The sequence below is a fragment of the Pantoea sp. Ft-CA_14 genome (assembly GCF_024520875.1).
Lineage (GTDB): Bacteria > Pseudomonadota > Gammaproteobacteria > Enterobacterales > Enterobacteriaceae > Pantoea > Pantoea agglomerans.
Map to the genome: position 1 here is coordinate 171,954 of NZ_JALNPM010000010.1, position 14,423 is coordinate 186,376.

The window sequence follows — 14,423 nt, forward strand, 5'->3', positions numbered from 1 at the left end:
ACAGTCAGGTTATTCCGCCGGCGCGCTAAATAATGACGCGCGCAGGGTTACCTGACGCCGGTTATACGCGGCGTTTTAAAAGTCTGATATCAGCGATTGGGCGCAGCCTGGGCTACGCCAGACGGGGCGGAGGAAAAAGAGCGAATATAAACAGCAGCATAACGCGCACTCCTGGTGATAGCAGGATTAAAAATAAGGAGCGCGATCGTTAATTAAAGCGGGGATCGCTGCTCGCCGGTTGGCAAGCAGCAGAGGAGACTCAGCTTGCCAGAATAAAGGTTAATCTCGGGTGACTGTCCAACTGAATTCTCCTGAAGTTATCTGCCGCCATTATAAAGAGAGGCCGGCGTCGGTAAAGCAATAACGTATTGAATAACGGTTTCGTTGAGGATTTGTTTCTGCTCAGGTTGCCGCTTCGGTAACAGCGTGGCGATCTTCTTATAACCTCCAGGTAATGCTTATAACCTTTTGGCATATGATTAGCCCATATTCGACTATTCTTCGCATCGGCCCTTTCGTAAACTCGCGTAACTTTTTAGAGGCAAGGAAATTTCATGAAAACTATAATTCCATCACTGCTGGCGCTGACGCTGGCTGCCGCCTTCACAGCCCAGGCCGCAACACCAAAAGATACGCTGGTGATTGCACAATCAACTGACGACGCAGACAGCTTCGACCCGGCCAAAGGGTTTGAACTGACCAGCGTTCAGGCCTTTACGAACATCTATCAGCGTCTGGTGCAGTCTGACCCGCAGAATCCGGTGGATCTGAAACCTACGCTGGCCACCTCGTGGCAGCCCGGCAGCGACAACCGCAGCCTGACCTTTGAACTGCGCAAAGATGCGAAATTCTCTACCGGCAACCCGCTGCGTCCGGAAGATGTGATCTTCTCGCTGGGCCGCGTGGTCAAACTGAACCTCGATCCCTCTTTCATCCTGACGCAGCTCGGCTGGAACAAAGATAACGTCGATGGCTTCCTGAAGAAAGTCGACGACAATCATGTGCAGATCAGCTGGACCGCCAACGTCAGCCCGACCTACGTCCTGAGCCTGCTCTCTGCTCCGGTTTCATCGATCATTGATGAAAAAACCGCGATGGCGAACCAGAAGAACGGCGATTTCGGTAACGCCTGGCTGGCCACCCACTCGGCGGGCAGCGGTCCGTATCAGATCCGCAAAGTGGTGATGCATCAGGTGGTACTGCTCAGCGCTAACCCGACCTCACCAGCGGGCGCGCCAAAAATGAAGAACATCCTGATCAAGAACGTGCCTGAACCGGCGGCGCGTCGTCTGCTGCTGGAACAGGGTGATGCCGATATCGCCCGTAACCTGGGTGCCGATCAGATTGCTGCGCTGAACGGCAAACCGGGCGTGAAGACGGAAGCGATTCCCATGGCGTCGCTCTACTACATCCAGTTTAACATCGGCGCGAACGAGACGATGAAGAACCCGGCCTTCTGGGAAGCGGCACGCTACCTGTGGGATTACAAAGGCATCGCCAGTGAGCTGCTGAAAGGCCAGTTCGACGTGCATCAGAGCTTCCTGCCTAAGGGCTTCCTGGGCGCGATCAACGACACGCCATACAGCTACGATCCGGAAAAAGCCAAAGCGATTCTGAAGAAAGCAGGCCTGAACAACGTCACCTTCAAGCTCTCCACCAGCAACCAGCCGCCTTATCTGGATATCGCACAGGCGCTGCAGGGCAGCTTCGCCAAAGCGGGCGTAAAAGTGGAAGTGGTGCCGGGTCTGAGTTCCGAAGTGTCGACCAACGTGAAAGCGCATAAATATGAAGCGACGCTGAATGCCTGGGGCTCCGACTACTTCGATCCCAACACCAATGCCGCCTCGTTTGCTTACAACCCGGAAGATGGCAGCAAAACCATCGCCTTCCGTTCAGACTGGCACATTCCTGAGCTGAACAAGCAGGTGATTGCGGCGACCGCCGAGAGCGATCCGAAGAAACGTGTGGCGCTGTATGAAGCGATGCAGCGTGAAGTGATGAAGAACTCACCGTATGTGATTGGGATGCAGGCGAAGAACCTGATCGCCCTGCGCGACAACCTGAAAGGCTATGTGCAGGGCATTAACCCTGACATGGTGTATTACTCGCAGGTCACTAAGTAATGGCACAGTCTGTTCCTTCAGCCGGGTTCGCCCGGCTTTTTTGGCAGCGTGGCGGGCGCCTGATCGGTAGCGTACTGTCGCTGCTGGTCACGCTGCTTGGCCTGCTCGCCTTCACTTTTATGCTGTCGCATCTCTCGCCGATCGATCCGGTGCAGCAGATCGCCGGCGATCACGCCAGTGAAGCGACCTATGAGCAGGTGCGTCATGATCTGGGTCTCGACCAGCCGGTGCTGATGCAGTTCTGGCGTTACGTCGAACATCTGGCGCAGGGCGATCTGGGTGTCTCCCGTCTTACCAATCAGTCGGTGAGCGGTGACCTGATGACCACCTTCCCCGCCACCATCGAGCTGGCGACCTGCGCGATGATCTTCGCGGTGGTGTTCGGTGTGACGCTGGCGCTGCTGGCTGCCTGGAAACCGGGAAGCTGGATCGATAACCTCGCCCGCTTTGTCTCGCTGCTCGGCTACTCGGTGCCGGTGTTCTGGCTCGGCCTGCTGGGCCTGCTGCTCTTCTATGCGGTGCTGCACTGGTCCGCCGGACCGGGACGGCTGGATGATATCTGGGTTTATACCCTGGAGCCGAAGACCGGCTTTGTGCTGATCGACAGCTGGCTGTCGGGTGAACCGGAGATGTTCCGCAATGCAATTGCGCACCTCTGGCTGCCGGTGGTGATCCTCGGCCTGCTGGCGATGGCGGGCATTACCCGCCTGCTGCGTGCTGCGCTGCTGGAAGAGAGCAGCAAAGAGTATGTGGTGCTGGCGCGTGCTAAAGGCGCGGGTCGGGTGCGCATCCTGCTGCGCCATATCTTCCCCAACGTGCTGGGCACGCTGGTCACGGTGATCGCCCTCTCCTACGCTACGCTGCTGGAAGGCTCGGTCCTGACCGAAACCGTCTTCGCCTGGCCAGGTGTGGGTCGCTATATGACCAATGCGCTGTTCTCCGGCGATGTGCCGGCGATTCTGGGCTCAACCCTGTTAATCGGCAGCTGCTTTATCCTGATTAACACCCTGGCGGATGTTTTAACCTGGTTAACCGATCCGAGAACCCGATGACGCAACAACTCTCTGAACTCGAAACGCTGCGACCACGCCGTCGCCGTCAACGCGTTACCTCGTTAACCGTTGGGCTGACGCTGGTGGCGATTCTTATCCTGATGGCACTGCTGGCGCCGCTGATTGCGCCGTTCGATCCGAACGTGCAGACCATGTCGAGCCGTCTGCTGGCGCCGTCAGCACAGCACTGGTTCGGCACCGACGGCTTTGGCCGCGATCTGCTGTCGCGCGTGATTTACGGCGCGCGTCCGACCCTGCTGCTGGTGTCGCTGATTCTGGTGCTGACTATTCCGGCCGGGCTGCTGATCGGCATCACCGCCGGTTACGTGGGCGGCTGGACCGAACGACTGCTGATGCGCATTACCGATATCTTCCTGTCACTGCCCAACCTGGTGATCGCGCTGGCGCTAGTGGCGATTCTCGGCCCTGGCCTGATGAACGGCGCACTGGCGCTGGCACTGACCAGCTGGCCGCCGTTTGCCCGTCAGGCACGCGCTGAAACCCTGGCACTGCGCCGCAGCGACTACCTTGCTGCCGCGCGGATGCAGGGGATTACGGGCTTTCGCCTGATGTTCGGTCATATCCTGCCGCTCTGCATGCCGACGGCAGTAGTCCGCGCCGCACTGAGCCTGGGCGGGATTATCCTGGCCGCGGCCGGACTCGGTTTCCTCGGTATGGGCGTTCAGCCGCCGACGGCGGAATGGGGTTCGATGGTGGCCGAAGGCAGTAAAGTCATTTTTGATCAGTGGTGGGTCGCTGCTGCACCGGGCGCGGCGATTCTGTTTGCCAGCCTGGCCTTTAACCTGACAGGCGATGGCCTGCGCGACCGACTGGATACCCGTCATGCAAAATAATCTGCTCCATGCCGAGGGGCTGACCATTCGCAGCGACGATGCGCTGCTGGTCGATAACATCAGTTTTTCCGTAGGCCGCGAACGTGTGGCGCTGGTCGGTGAGTCCGGTTCCGGCAAGTCACTGACCGCCCGCAGCCTGATGGGCTTACTCTCGCCCGCGCTGCATCTGCAGGCCAGCCAGCTTCAGGTGGCCGGTGAAAATGCGCTGACGCTAAGCGAGCGTCACTGGAACCAGCTGCGCGGTAACCGCGTGGCGATGGTGATGCAGGACCCGAAGTATGCCCTTAACCCGACGCGTACCATTGGCTGGCAGGTGGAAGAGCCGCTGATCCTGCATCGCCGCCTGAGCCGTGCCGAGCGCAAAGAGAAAGTGTGTGAAATGCTGGATGCGGTCGGCCTGCCCGATCCGCGTCGTCTGATGCAGCAGTATCCGCATCAGCTCTCTGGCGGCATGGGCCAGCGCGTGATGCTGGCGATCGCCCTGATTACCGATCCGGACTTCCTGATCGCCGATGAACCGACCTCCGCGCTGGATCATGCCATGCGCGATCAGGTGCTGGCGCTGATCCGCGGTCTGGTGGAGGCGCGCAACATGGGCCTGCTGCTGATCAGCCATGATTTGCAGCAGGTTTCAGAACATTGCGAGCGGGTGATGGTGATGTATAAAGGCCGGTTGCTGGATACGCTGCCCGCCGCCGATCTGCCGCACGCTACCCATCCCTACACCCGTACGCTGTGGGCCTGCCGTCCGGGCAAAGCGACCCACGGACAGACTTTACCGGTGCTGGACCGCGCTGCGCTGGAGGCGAATGATGATTAAGCTGCAGAATCTAAGCGTCGCCCACAAACAGGGTTACGAGCTGCGCACCGTGGTGCATGAGGTTAACCTGGAGGTTAACGCTGGCGAGTGTTTTGGTCTGGTGGGTCCGTCAGGCTGCGGCAAGTCGTCGCTGCTGTGGGTGCTGGCAGGTCTGAACCCACACTGGCAGGGTCAGATGCAGCTTGCCGGTCACGAGGTTCAGCCGGGTAAAGCCTTCACCGGCGCGCTGCGTCAGGAAGTGCAGATGGTGTTTCAGGATCCCTATGCCTCGCTGCATCCGCGTCACCGGCTGCGTCGCACGCTGGCCGAGCCGCTGAAGCTGCTGAAACGCGACAGTATCAACGATCGTATCGATCAGGGCTTCCGTCACGTCGGGCTCGATCCCGCCCTGGCGGATCGCTATCCGCATCAGCTCTCCGGCGGTCAGCGTCAGCGTGTTGCCATCGTGCGCGCCCTGCTGCTGCAGCCGAAGATCCTGCTGCTGGATGAGCCGACGTCGGCGCTGGATATGTCAGTGCAGGCGGAGATCCTCAATCTGCTCAACGATCTGAAACAGCAGGATGGTCTGACCATGGTGCTGGTGAGCCACGATCCCGACGTGATCGATCACATGTGCGATCGCGCCGTGCACATGTCGCAGGGTCGCATCATCGAACAGATCTCTGCCTGAAATCAGGCCGGACGGCGTTCACCTGCCGTCCGGCGCTGCTGCATCCGCCGCGCCTTTCCGTAACATCCCCTTCTTCCACCTTCAGCCTCATCCTCTCTATTGCCAGAACGGCGCGCTGTCCTCTTCCTCTGAGACATTTGATTGCCACGCAACGCTGTAAACCTTTACAGACTGAAGCAGGCACGCGAATGCGGCAGCGCAAAACGCAGCGGCTGGCTGATGCGGTATACTCGCGGCCATTATTTCATGAGAGGAAAAGGCAATGACGGTAAAACTACGTCCGCTGGAGCGGGAAGATCTGCACTTTGTCCATCAGCTGGATAACAACGCCAGCGTGATGCGTTACTGGTTTGAGGAGCCGTATGAGGCGTTTGTGGAGCTGTCTGATCTCTACAACAAGCACATTCACGATCAGACCGAACGTCGCTTTGTGGTGGAGCACAGCGGGCAGAAAGCGGGATTAGTGGAACTGGTGGAAATCAACCATGTGCACCGACGCGCCGAGTTTCAGATCATTATCGATCCGGCGCATCAGGGCAAAGGGCTGGCAACCCAGGCGGCAAAACTGGCGATGGATTACGGCTTCTCGGTGCTGAATCTCTACAAGCTCTACCTGATTGTCGATCAGGAGAACGAAAAAGCGATCCACATCTACACCAAGCTCGGCTTCGAGATCGAAGGCGTGCTTAAACATGAGTTTTTCATCAACGGTGAGTACCGCAACACCATCCGCATGTGCATTTTCCAGCATCAGTATCTGGAACGCCATAAAACGCCAGGCGGAATGGTGAAGCCGACCGCGCAGTAATCAGCCGCGCGCGCCAACCGGGTTCATAAAGGGACGCGGGTGTTCAGGCTTGAGGTCGTACATGCCGCCATAGAAGGGATCGACCAGCAGCCAGCCGGGGAAGCCACCCAGCGGGATATTGCCCAGCAGATACCACAGGTTAGCGCGTGCCTCGATAGGCACCGTGACCGGCACGTAGCCCGGGCTTTCCAGCATCAGCAGGTAGTGCTTTTTGCCGAAGTAGCGGCCGGTAGATTTTTCCAGTTCAACGGTCTGCGGCGTGAAACCCTGCGCAACCGCATAGCCACGCTCATCCTGCACGGTAAAGCGCGCGCCCTGCGGCAAGGAGTCGATGCGCACCAGTTGGGTTTCATTGCCGACAATGGTGGCACAGCCGCTAAGCAGCAGCGCGGCGGCCAGGGCCAGAATTCGCTGTTTCATGAAGGGGTCCACAGAGTGATCAGTGATCAGAGTGTAGACCGCCCTCTCCGCCTCAATCGGGCTATCATCGCCCGATTCAGCCAGCTTATTGCGGTTGACAAGCGCGGGCGATAGCCGCGATGTCGTTGGGTGAGGTGCGACAGCAGCCGCCAATCAGCTTCGCGCCCGCCTGCTGCCACTCTGCCAGTTTGTCATGCAGCGTGCAGCCTGATGGCGCTGAGTGCCAGGTTTTGCTACTGGCATCATACTGCTCGCCAGAGTTGGGATAGACCACCAGCGGCTTGTCGGTCAGCTTCTGCAACTGCTGCAGCGCAGGCGTCACGCTCTCAAGTGCCACACAGTTGATTCCCACCGCTACCACCTGCGGCTGCTGATTCAGCCAGCTCACGACGTCTGACAGCGGTGTGCCGTCGCTGATGTGTCCGGCGTCACGCAGGGTAAACGAGAACCAGGCGCGGCCTTCAGGAAATTCAGCCAGCAGCTTCACCAGCGCCTGCGCTTCGGCAAACGAAGGCAGGGTTTCGCAGGCCAGCAGATCGGCACCCGCCGCCAGCAGCGCCTGCACGCGTGGGCGGTGAAACGCCATCATCTCCGCTTCCGGCAACGCATAGTCGCCGCGATATTCCGAACCATCCGCCAGGAAGGCGCCATAGGGACCGACCGATCCCGCTACCAGCAGCGTTTTCGCGTCGGGCCGGACCGCCAGATAATCGTGACGGGCGCGTCGCGCCAGCTCGACGCTCTGCGCGATCAACGCCAGTGACTCCGCCTCATCAAGGCCACGTGTGGCAAAGCCCTGCGGCGTCGCCTGATAGCTGGCGGTAATGGCACAGCGCGCGCCGGCGACAAAATAGTCGTAGTGCACCTGATAGATCAGCTCAGGATTTTCCATCAGCACCTTAGCTGACCATAACGCATCGGCCAGATGACAGCCGCGGGCTTCCAGCTCGGTGGCCAGGGCACCATCCAGAATCAGCAGTGGTGACTCCGTTAAAGCCTGTGCGACAGGGTTATACGACATCATTGGCCTCCTCAGGCTTCGGGGATGATTTGTGAGTCAGATGGTAAGCGGCATAGCAGAACAGCACAAACGGGATGCCGCACCACAGCGCGATACGCTGAGTCGGATCGAATGCCAGACCGACGCAGGCCAGCAGGCAGAGCAGGAAACCCAGTACCGGCGTCAGCGGATAGAGCGGCGCACGGTAGGCCAGATCGGTCAGCGATTTGCCCTGCTGAAGATGACGACGACGGAAAACAAAATGCGAAGCGCAGATGCTGAGCCAGACCGCCACCACAGCAAAGCCGGAGATGGCCGACAGCGCCACAAACACCGTGTCGGGCGCGACCACGCTGGAGACCAGCGCCAGCAAACCACCCACCATGCTGACGGTGATCGCCAGCATCGGCACGCCGCGTTTATTCACCCGGGCAAAGGCGCGCGGCAGCGTATTTTCATTGGCCAGCGACCAGAGCATCCGCCCGGAGGCATAGAGTCCGGAGTTGGCCGCAGACAGGATAGCGGTCAGGATCACAAAGTTAATAATATCAGCCGCCCACGGGATGCCGATCTTTTCGAAGACCAGCACGAACGGGCTTTTCACGATACCCGCCTGATCCATAGGAATCAGCGCCGCCAGCACAAATACCGTGCCGATGAAGAAGATAATCAGCCGGGCCACGGTAGTACGGATCGCCAGCGGCAGCACTTTCTCCGGCTGCTGGGTTTCACCGGCCGCAATACCGATCAGCTCGGTGCCAGAAAAAGCGAAGTTGACTGCCACCATGGTCATCAGAATCGGCAGTACACCGTTAGGCAGCCAGCCGTGCGCCGTCAGATTGCTCAGGCCCGGTGCGGGCGTGCCATCCTTCATCGGGATAAACCCGAACATCGCCGCGCCACCGAGCACGATAAAGGCGACGATCGTCACCACCTTAATCAGCGAGAACCAGAACTCCCCTTCGGCGAAGAAGCGGGTTGAGATGACGTTCAGCAGATAGATGGCGCAGCAGAAGACCAGACACCAGATCCATACCGGGATCTGCGGGAACCAGTACTGCATACAGAAGCCCGCCGCCGTCAGGCTGGAGCCGAGCGCCACGGTCCAGGTCAGCCAGTAGAGCCAGGCCACGGTGTAGCCGGTTGCTGGGCTGAGATAGCGTGCGGCATAGACGTGGAACGCGCCGGTTTCCGGCATCGCCACCGAGAGTTCGCCCAGACAGACCATCACCAGCCAGACCACCAGCGCGCCAATCAGATAGGCGAGCAGCGTCCCCGCCGCCCCGGTGGTGGAAATGATATAGCCGGTGTTAAAAAACAGGCCGGTGCCGATTACGCCGCCCAGCGATAACATCACCAGATGGCGCACTTTCATGGTGCGTTTAAATTGTTCCTGCGAGGGAGTTGGCTGTTCGCTCATCACTTTTATCCGTATGGACGTCTAAACATCTATAAGGGACAGTTTTATACGCGTCACAGCCGGTAATTGCAACGGCAGGGAAACAGGGAGGAGGTAAAGGCGGTTCAGTGCCCCGTCGCGGCGGGGCCTGATGCGTTAGCCGAAAACGCTTTGAATATAACGTTCCAGCGCCATGCGGGAACTAAATCCGTGCGGGATGCCGTAGTGTTCCTGTGAATCACCCGCCAGGTAGAGAGGGAATTGGGTGTAGTGATCGCAGGTCTTCATTTCTGAAGCAGGTTCAGCGAACGGCTGGCTCTTCTCTTTCAGTGTCGGGTGAATGACGAGTGCCATGCGCCCCATGCGCGCTTCGCGATTCACATAAACATAGTTCTCTCCACGGCGATAACCATAGGCCCGTGGGGTAATTTCATCGACTTCGAAACCCGCTTTTTCCAGTACGCGCGCTACCTCATCTGGTCGTAAATACATGCTCGATCCTCTCCTCTTTCAAAAGCTTCGCAACCTTACAACAGCATGACAGAGTGGGCATTCGGAATTTTCCCTAAAGAACACTCCCGCGTCTCGTTTATCTCAAGGTCGTCTACACTAGTATTACGTTTTTAAATCAAAGGGAGCTAAAAAATGTTTAATCGCACTGTAAAAAACGATGACATTGATATTAATCAGGATGTTAACGAACTGGCCGATTCACTGGAAGCGCTGCTGAAATCTTACGGCAGTGACGCCAAAGACGAAGTGGATTCTGCACGCAGTCAGGCAGAAAAGCTGCTGAAACAGACCCGCTCCAGACTGAACGGCGGCAGCAACCGTGTCTCACAGGTTGCGCGTGATGCCAGTGCGCAGGTTGACACCTACGTCCATGACAAGCCATGGCACGGTGTTGGTATCGGTGCCGCTTTCGGTATCGTAGTGGGTGTGCTGCTGGCTTCACGCCGCTAAGCTCAACTCCAGAAAATCTCCTGAGCCCTGCCCTGTGCGGGGCTTTTTTATGCCCTTTTTCTGGCCGATGACATTTACAAAAGATTTTTCCAGGCTGCAGGGCGCATCCCTGCTGGCTTTGCCGCTGTTGCGCAAATGCAAATCATAAAACCCTATATCTGGTGGGCTTGACCCACAAAACCACTACATCTAGTATTTATCTCATCAGCACGACACCAGATGTCCGGCAGAATGAGGCCCGCAACCTGCTCCTCCTGCTCTGTTTTCTGACATCAGAACCGCATATAGAGGGAAATACGAATCATGCGCATTATTATTTACACTAAAGATAACTGTGTCCAGTGCACGGCAACCAAAAATGCGATGGACCGTCAGGGTCTCGCCTATCAGCTTATCAATCTCGACAGCCAGCCCGAGGCGATCGACAACCTGAAATCACTGGGTTACCGCCAGGTACCCGTCGTGATGGCAGATAACGATCACTGGAGCGGTTTCCGCCCGGACAAAATCGCCACGCTGCGCACGCTTTCTGCTGTCGGAGGATAAACACATGTTCCCGCTGGTCTATTTTTCCAGCCAGTCGGAAAACACCCACCGGTTTGTGACGCGCCTCGGCCTGCCTGCCCGGCGCATCCCGCTTGATGCCCGGCAACAACTGCATATCGACCAGCCCTATATTCTGGTGGTGCCCAGCTATGGCGGTGGCAGCAGTCGCGGTGCGGTGCCCGGTCAGGTGATTCAGTTTCTTAATGATGAGGCGAACCGACGCGGTATTCGTGGCGTGATCGCAGCGGGCAACCGTAACTTCGGTACCGGTTACTGCCTGGCGGGCAGCATCATTGCAAAAAAATGTCAGGTTCCCTGCCTCTACCGCTTCGAGCTGATGGGAACGCCTGACGATATCGCGAAAGTTAAAGCGGGAGTAACCCAATTTTGGCAACAACAGACACCCTCAACGGCGTGACGCTCGATTATCACGCCCTTAATGCCATGCTCAATCTCTACGACGCCGAGGGCCGCATCCAGTTCGACAAGGATCGCGAAGCGACACGTCAGTTTTATCTGCAGCATGTGCAACCCAATACCGTCCCCTTCAATAGCTGCGCTGAGCGTTTACGCTATCTGGTAGCAGAGAGCTATTACGAAGCGGAAGTGCTGAACCAGTACGATTTTGCGTTCCTGCTTGCGCTGCATGAGGTGGCGGAAAATTGGGGATTTGAGTTCAAAACCTTTCTCGGTGCCTGGAAGTACTACACCAGCTACACCCTGAAGACCTTCGACGGCAAACGCTATCTGGAAACCTTCGAACAGCGCGCCTGCATGGTGGCGCTGACGCTGGCTCAGGGCGATGAAAAGCTTGCGCGGGCCCTGCTGGAGGAGATCCTCAGCGGCCGTTTCCAGCCCGCTACACCAACCTTCCTGAACTGCGGCAAACAGCAACGCGGTGAGCTGGTCTCCTGCTTCCTGCTGCGCATCGAAGACAATATGGAGTCGATTGGTCGCGCCGTGAATTCGGCACTGCAGCTTTCAAAGCGCGGCGGCGGCGTCGCCTTTTTGCTGTCAAACCTGCGTGAGTCCGGTGCGCCAATCAAACGTATTGAAAATCAGTCGTCGGGCGTTATCCCGGTGATGAAAATGCTGGAGGACGCCTTCTCTTATGCGAATCAGCTCGGCGCGCGTCAGGGCGCCGGCGCGGTGTGGCTCAATGCACACCATCCCGATATTTTCCGCTTCCTTGATACCAAGCGCGAAAACGCCGATGAGAAGATCCGCATCAAAACCCTGTCGCTGGGCGTAGTGATCCCCGATATCACCTTCCAGCTGGCAAAAGAGAACAAACCGATGGCGCTGTTCTCGCCTTACGACGTTGAACGGATCTACGGTCAGGCCTTTGGCGATATCAGCATCAGCGAGAAATATGACGAGATGCTGGTCGACGACCGCATCCGTAAAACCTATATTCAGCCACGCGACTTCTTCCAGACGCTGGCCGAGATTCAGTTTGAGTCGGGCTATCCCTACATCATGTATGAGGACAGCGTGAACCGCAGTAATCCGATTGCCGGTCGCATTAACATGAGCAACCTCTGCTCTGAGATCCTGCAGGTGAACAGCGCCAGCGAGTACAATGACGATCTCAGCTATCGCCGGATCGGCAAAGATATCTCCTGTAATCTCGGCTCACTGAACATTGCGCACGCCATGGATTCACGCGATCTGTCGCGTACCGTGGATGTGGCGATCCGCGCTCTGACCTCGGTGTCGATGATGAGCGAGATCGGCTCGGTGCCCTCGGTCGCCGAAGGCAATCGCCGTTCGCACGCCATTGGCCTGGGTCAGATGAACCTGCACGGCTATCTGGCGCGGGAAGGCATCGCCTATGGTTCACCGGAAGCGCTGGATTTCACTAATCTCTACTTCTACTGCATCACCTATTATGCGCTGCGCACCTCTAATCAGCTGGCACAGGAGCGTCAGCAGACCTTCGATGGCTTTGCGGAATCGCAGTACGCCAGCGGCGTCTACTTCGATAAGTATCTGCAGCGCGAATGGCTGCCGCGCACGGAACGGGTAGCGACGCTGTTTGCCGATGCCGGACTGACGCTGCCGACACAGGCGGACTGGCAGGTGCTGCGCGACGCGGTGATGCAGCACGGGCTGTTTAATCAGAACCTGCAGGCGATCCCGCCAACCGGGTCAATCTCCTACATCAACCATGCCACCTCCAGCATCCATCCGATTGTTTCCCCCATCGAGATCCGCAAAGAGGGCAAAACCGGCCGCGTCTACTATCCCGCGCCGTTTATGACCAATGAGAATCTCCATCTCTATCAGGATGCGTATCAGATTGGGCCGGAAGCGATTATTGATACCTACGCAGAAGCGACTCAGCATGTCGATCAGGGCCTGTCGCTGACGCTGTTCTTCCGCGATGACGTCTCGACCCGTGACATCAACAAAGCGCAGATTTACGCGTGGAAAAAAGGCATCAAAACGCTCTATTACATTCGACTGCGCCAGATGGCGCTTCAGGGCACGGAGGTTCAGGGCTGCGTCTCATGCTCCCTGTGATGAAAACGATGAAACTAAAACAGATTCAGGCAATTAACTGGAACCGCATTCAGGATGACAAAGATCTTGAAGTGTGGAATCGTCTCACCAGCAACTTCTGGCTGCCCGAGAAAGTGCCGCTCTCCAACGATCTGCCCGGCTGGCAGACGCTGGATAAACAGCAGCAGCAGCTGACCATCCGGGTGTTCACCGGCCTGACGCTGCTCGACACTATCCAGAACGTGATCGGCGCGCCGGGGCTGATGGAAGATGCCATTACCCCGCACGAAGAGGCGGTGCTGTCGAATATCAGCTTTATGGAAGCGGTGCATGCCCGCTCCTACAGTTCGATCTTTTCAACCCTGTGTAACACCCAGGATGTGGATGCCGCTTATCAGTGGAGCGAAGAGAATGCGCCGCTGCAGAACAAGGCGCGCATCATCCTGGAACACTACCAGGCCGATGATCCGCTGAAGAAGAAGATCGCCAGCGTTTTCCTGGAGTCGTTTTTGTTCTATTCCGGCTTCTGGCTGCCGATGTACTGGTCGAGCCGTGGCAAGCTGACCAACACCGCTGACCTGATTCGCCTGATTATTCGCGATGAGGCGGTGCACGGTTACTACATCGGTTACAAATATCAGCAGGCGCTGGCTGCCGCTGACGATCTGCGCCGCGAAGAGCTGCAGCAGTTCGCCTATGATCTGCTGCTGGCGCTGTATGAGAACGAAGTGGCTTATACCGAGGCGCTCTATGCCGATGTCGGCTGGGTAGAGGAGGTGAAAACCTTCCTGCACTACAACGCCAACAAAGCGTTGATGAATCTGGGCTATGAGGCGCTGTTCCCGGCGGAGCTGACAGCGGTGAATCCGGCCATTCTGTCGGCTCTGTCGCCCAACGCCGACGAAAACCACGACTTCTTCTCCGGTTCAGGCTCCTCCTATGTGATGGGAAAAGCGGTCGAAACCGAAGACGAGGACTGGAATTTCTGAGGGTTACCGGGTGCTGTTTTGTCAGCATCCGGTTTTCTCTGGCAGTGCCGTGTCAGCCGCGCCATTCCGTCTAATCATAAGAAAAAAATATTACTGCAAAACAGCCTGACTATTTCACCGTTTGTTGATTCTGCCCCTCCCCGCATTTCCTTTTTTTTCGACCAATTATTCCACTGAATCCGATCGTTTCAGGCGTGATTATTTCCCTACATCGGAATCCATTATTTCCGTAATATTTCACGTCGGTGACGCTTATTTTTCTCCCTTTCACGCG

15 protein-coding genes are annotated in these 14,423 nt (G+C 57.5%); 11 read left to right on the top strand and 4 right to left on the bottom strand.

Annotated elements, in window-relative coordinates; all coding sequences use genetic code 11:
* Window positions 1-554 precede the first annotated feature (554 nt).
* From NR195_RS15975 to speG, 6 genes are all read left to right on the top strand, one after another.
* Window positions 555-2,123 (top strand): ABC transporter substrate-binding protein, encoded by a 1,569-nt coding sequence (locus NR195_RS15975; RefSeq protein ID WP_010257743.1) that lies wholly within the window; start codon window positions 555-557, stop codon window positions 2,121-2,123.
* Window positions 2,123-3,175 (top strand): ABC transporter permease, encoded by a 1,053-nt coding sequence (locus NR195_RS15980; protein WP_010257745.1) that lies wholly within the window; start codon window positions 2,123-2,125, stop codon window positions 3,173-3,175. Before NR195_RS15975 ends, NR195_RS15980 begins: the two co-directional genes overlap by 1 nt.
* The gene (locus NR195_RS15985) at window positions 3,172-4,029 is read left to right on the top strand and encodes an ABC transporter permease (RefSeq protein WP_010257750.1); all 858 of its coding nucleotides are present in this window, start codon (window positions 3,172-3,174) and stop codon (window positions 4,027-4,029) included. The genes NR195_RS15980 and NR195_RS15985 overlap by 4 nt, the downstream gene beginning before the upstream one ends.
* Window positions 4,019-4,849 carry an ABC transporter ATP-binding protein gene (locus tag NR195_RS15990; RefSeq protein ID WP_031594057.1) on the top strand — a complete coding sequence of 277 codons (831 nt, stop codon included), beginning with the start codon at window positions 4,019-4,021 and terminating at the stop codon, window positions 4,847-4,849. The genes NR195_RS15985 and NR195_RS15990 overlap by 11 nt, the downstream gene beginning before the upstream one ends.
* Window positions 4,842-5,519, top strand: a complete 678-nt coding sequence (locus NR195_RS15995; RefSeq protein ID WP_158131426.1) for an ABC transporter ATP-binding protein — start codon at window positions 4,842-4,844, stop codon at window positions 5,517-5,519. Before NR195_RS15990 ends, NR195_RS15995 begins: the two co-directional genes overlap by 8 nt.
* Before the next feature lie 262 nt (window positions 5,520-5,781).
* Window positions 5,782-6,327 carry a spermidine N1-acetyltransferase gene (gene speG / locus NR195_RS16000; RefSeq protein ID WP_003850356.1) on the top strand — a complete coding sequence of 182 codons (546 nt, stop codon included), beginning with the start codon at window positions 5,782-5,784 and terminating at the stop codon, window positions 6,325-6,327.
* Here speG and NR195_RS16005 read toward each other — a convergent pair whose 3' ends face one another.
* The 4 genes from NR195_RS16005 to NR195_RS16020 all read right to left on the bottom strand — a co-directional run bounded on the left by NR195_RS16005 (window position 6,328) and on the right by NR195_RS16020 (window position 9,638).
* Complete coding sequence (locus NR195_RS16005; RefSeq protein WP_010257757.1) at window positions 6,328-6,747, bottom strand: hypothetical protein; 420 nt, start codon at window positions 6,745-6,747, stop codon at window positions 6,328-6,330.
* 85 nt (window positions 6,748-6,832) lie between these two features.
* Window positions 6,833-7,768 (bottom strand): homocysteine S-methyltransferase, encoded by a 936-nt coding sequence (gene mmuM / locus NR195_RS16010; RefSeq protein WP_010257759.1) that lies wholly within the window; start codon window positions 7,766-7,768, stop codon window positions 6,833-6,835.
* Window positions 7,758-9,167 carry an S-methylmethionine permease gene (mmuP, locus tag NR195_RS16015; RefSeq protein ID WP_039391412.1) on the bottom strand — a complete coding sequence of 470 codons (1,410 nt, stop codon included), beginning with the start codon at window positions 9,165-9,167 and terminating at the stop codon, window positions 7,758-7,760. Before mmuP ends, mmuM begins: the two co-directional genes overlap by 11 nt.
* A gap of 135 nt (window positions 9,168-9,302) precedes the next feature.
* On the bottom strand, window positions 9,303-9,638 hold the full coding sequence (locus NR195_RS16020) for a DUF2002 family protein (protein WP_003850360.1): 336 nt from the start codon (window positions 9,636-9,638) through the stop codon (window positions 9,303-9,305).
* Between the two features lie 153 nt (window positions 9,639-9,791).
* Between NR195_RS16020 and NR195_RS16025 the strand changes: the two genes are divergently transcribed.
* From NR195_RS16025 to nrdF, 5 genes are all read left to right on the top strand, one after another.
* The gene (locus NR195_RS16025; protein ID WP_010257764.1) at window positions 9,792-10,109 is read left to right on the top strand and encodes a DUF883 family protein; all 318 of its coding nucleotides are present in this window, start codon (window positions 9,792-9,794) and stop codon (window positions 10,107-10,109) included.
* Between the two features lie 303 nt (window positions 10,110-10,412).
* Complete coding sequence (gene nrdH, locus NR195_RS16030) at window positions 10,413-10,655, top strand: glutaredoxin-like protein NrdH (protein WP_010257769.1); 243 nt, start codon at window positions 10,413-10,415, stop codon at window positions 10,653-10,655.
* 4 nt (window positions 10,656-10,659) lie between these two features.
* Window positions 10,660-11,073, top strand: a complete 414-nt coding sequence (gene nrdI, locus NR195_RS16035) for a class Ib ribonucleoside-diphosphate reductase assembly flavoprotein NrdI (RefSeq protein WP_033769662.1) — start codon at window positions 10,660-10,662, stop codon at window positions 11,071-11,073.
* Window positions 11,043-13,181, top strand: a complete 2,139-nt coding sequence (nrdE, locus tag NR195_RS16040; protein ID WP_256844713.1) for a class 1b ribonucleoside-diphosphate reductase subunit alpha — start codon at window positions 11,043-11,045, stop codon at window positions 13,179-13,181. Before nrdI ends, nrdE begins: the two co-directional genes overlap by 31 nt.
* 8 nt (window positions 13,182-13,189) lie before the next feature.
* Entirely contained in the window at window positions 13,190-14,149 is a 960-nt protein-coding gene (nrdF, locus tag NR195_RS16045; RefSeq protein ID WP_010257777.1) for a class 1b ribonucleoside-diphosphate reductase subunit beta, read from the top strand.
* Window positions 14,150-14,423: the final 274 nt, after the last annotated feature.

Bases quoted from the DNA above. Each gene is read 5' to 3' on its own strand.
- NR195_RS15975 (WP_010257743.1), top strand. From the start codon at position 555: ATGAAAACTATAATTCCATCACTGCTGGCGCTGACGCTGGCTGCCGCC.
- NR195_RS15980 (WP_010257745.1), top strand. From the start codon at position 2,123: ATGGCACAGTCTGTTCCTTCAGCCGGGTTCGCCCGGCTTTTTTGGCAG.
- NR195_RS15985 (WP_010257750.1), top strand. From the start codon at position 3,172: ATGACGCAACAACTCTCTGAACTCGAAACGCTGCGACCACGCCGTCGC.
- NR195_RS15990 (WP_031594057.1), top strand. From the start codon at position 4,019: ATGCAAAATAATCTGCTCCATGCCGAGGGGCTGACCATTCGCAGCGAC.
- NR195_RS15995 (WP_158131426.1), top strand. From the start codon at position 4,842: ATGATTAAGCTGCAGAATCTAAGCGTCGCCCACAAACAGGGTTACGAG.
- speG (WP_003850356.1), top strand. From the start codon at position 5,782: ATGACGGTAAAACTACGTCCGCTGGAGCGGGAAGATCTGCACTTTGTC.
- NR195_RS16005 (WP_010257757.1), bottom strand. From the start codon at position 6,747: ATGAAACAGCGAATTCTGGCCCTGGCCGCCGCGCTGCTGCTTAGCGGC.
- mmuM (WP_010257759.1), bottom strand. From the start codon at position 7,768: ATGTCGTATAACCCTGTCGCACAGGCTTTAACGGAGTCACCACTGCTG.
- mmuP (WP_039391412.1), bottom strand. From the start codon at position 9,167: ATGAGCGAACAGCCAACTCCCTCGCAGGAACAATTTAAACGCACCATG.
- NR195_RS16020 (WP_003850360.1), bottom strand. From the start codon at position 9,638: ATGTATTTACGACCAGATGAGGTAGCGCGCGTACTGGAAAAAGCGGGT.
- NR195_RS16025 (WP_010257764.1), top strand. From the start codon at position 9,792: ATGTTTAATCGCACTGTAAAAAACGATGACATTGATATTAATCAGGAT.
- nrdH (WP_010257769.1), top strand. From the start codon at position 10,413: ATGCGCATTATTATTTACACTAAAGATAACTGTGTCCAGTGCACGGCA.
- nrdI (WP_033769662.1), top strand. From the start codon at position 10,660: ATGTTCCCGCTGGTCTATTTTTCCAGCCAGTCGGAAAACACCCACCGG.
- nrdF (WP_010257777.1), top strand. From the start codon at position 13,190: ATGAAACTAAAACAGATTCAGGCAATTAACTGGAACCGCATTCAGGAT.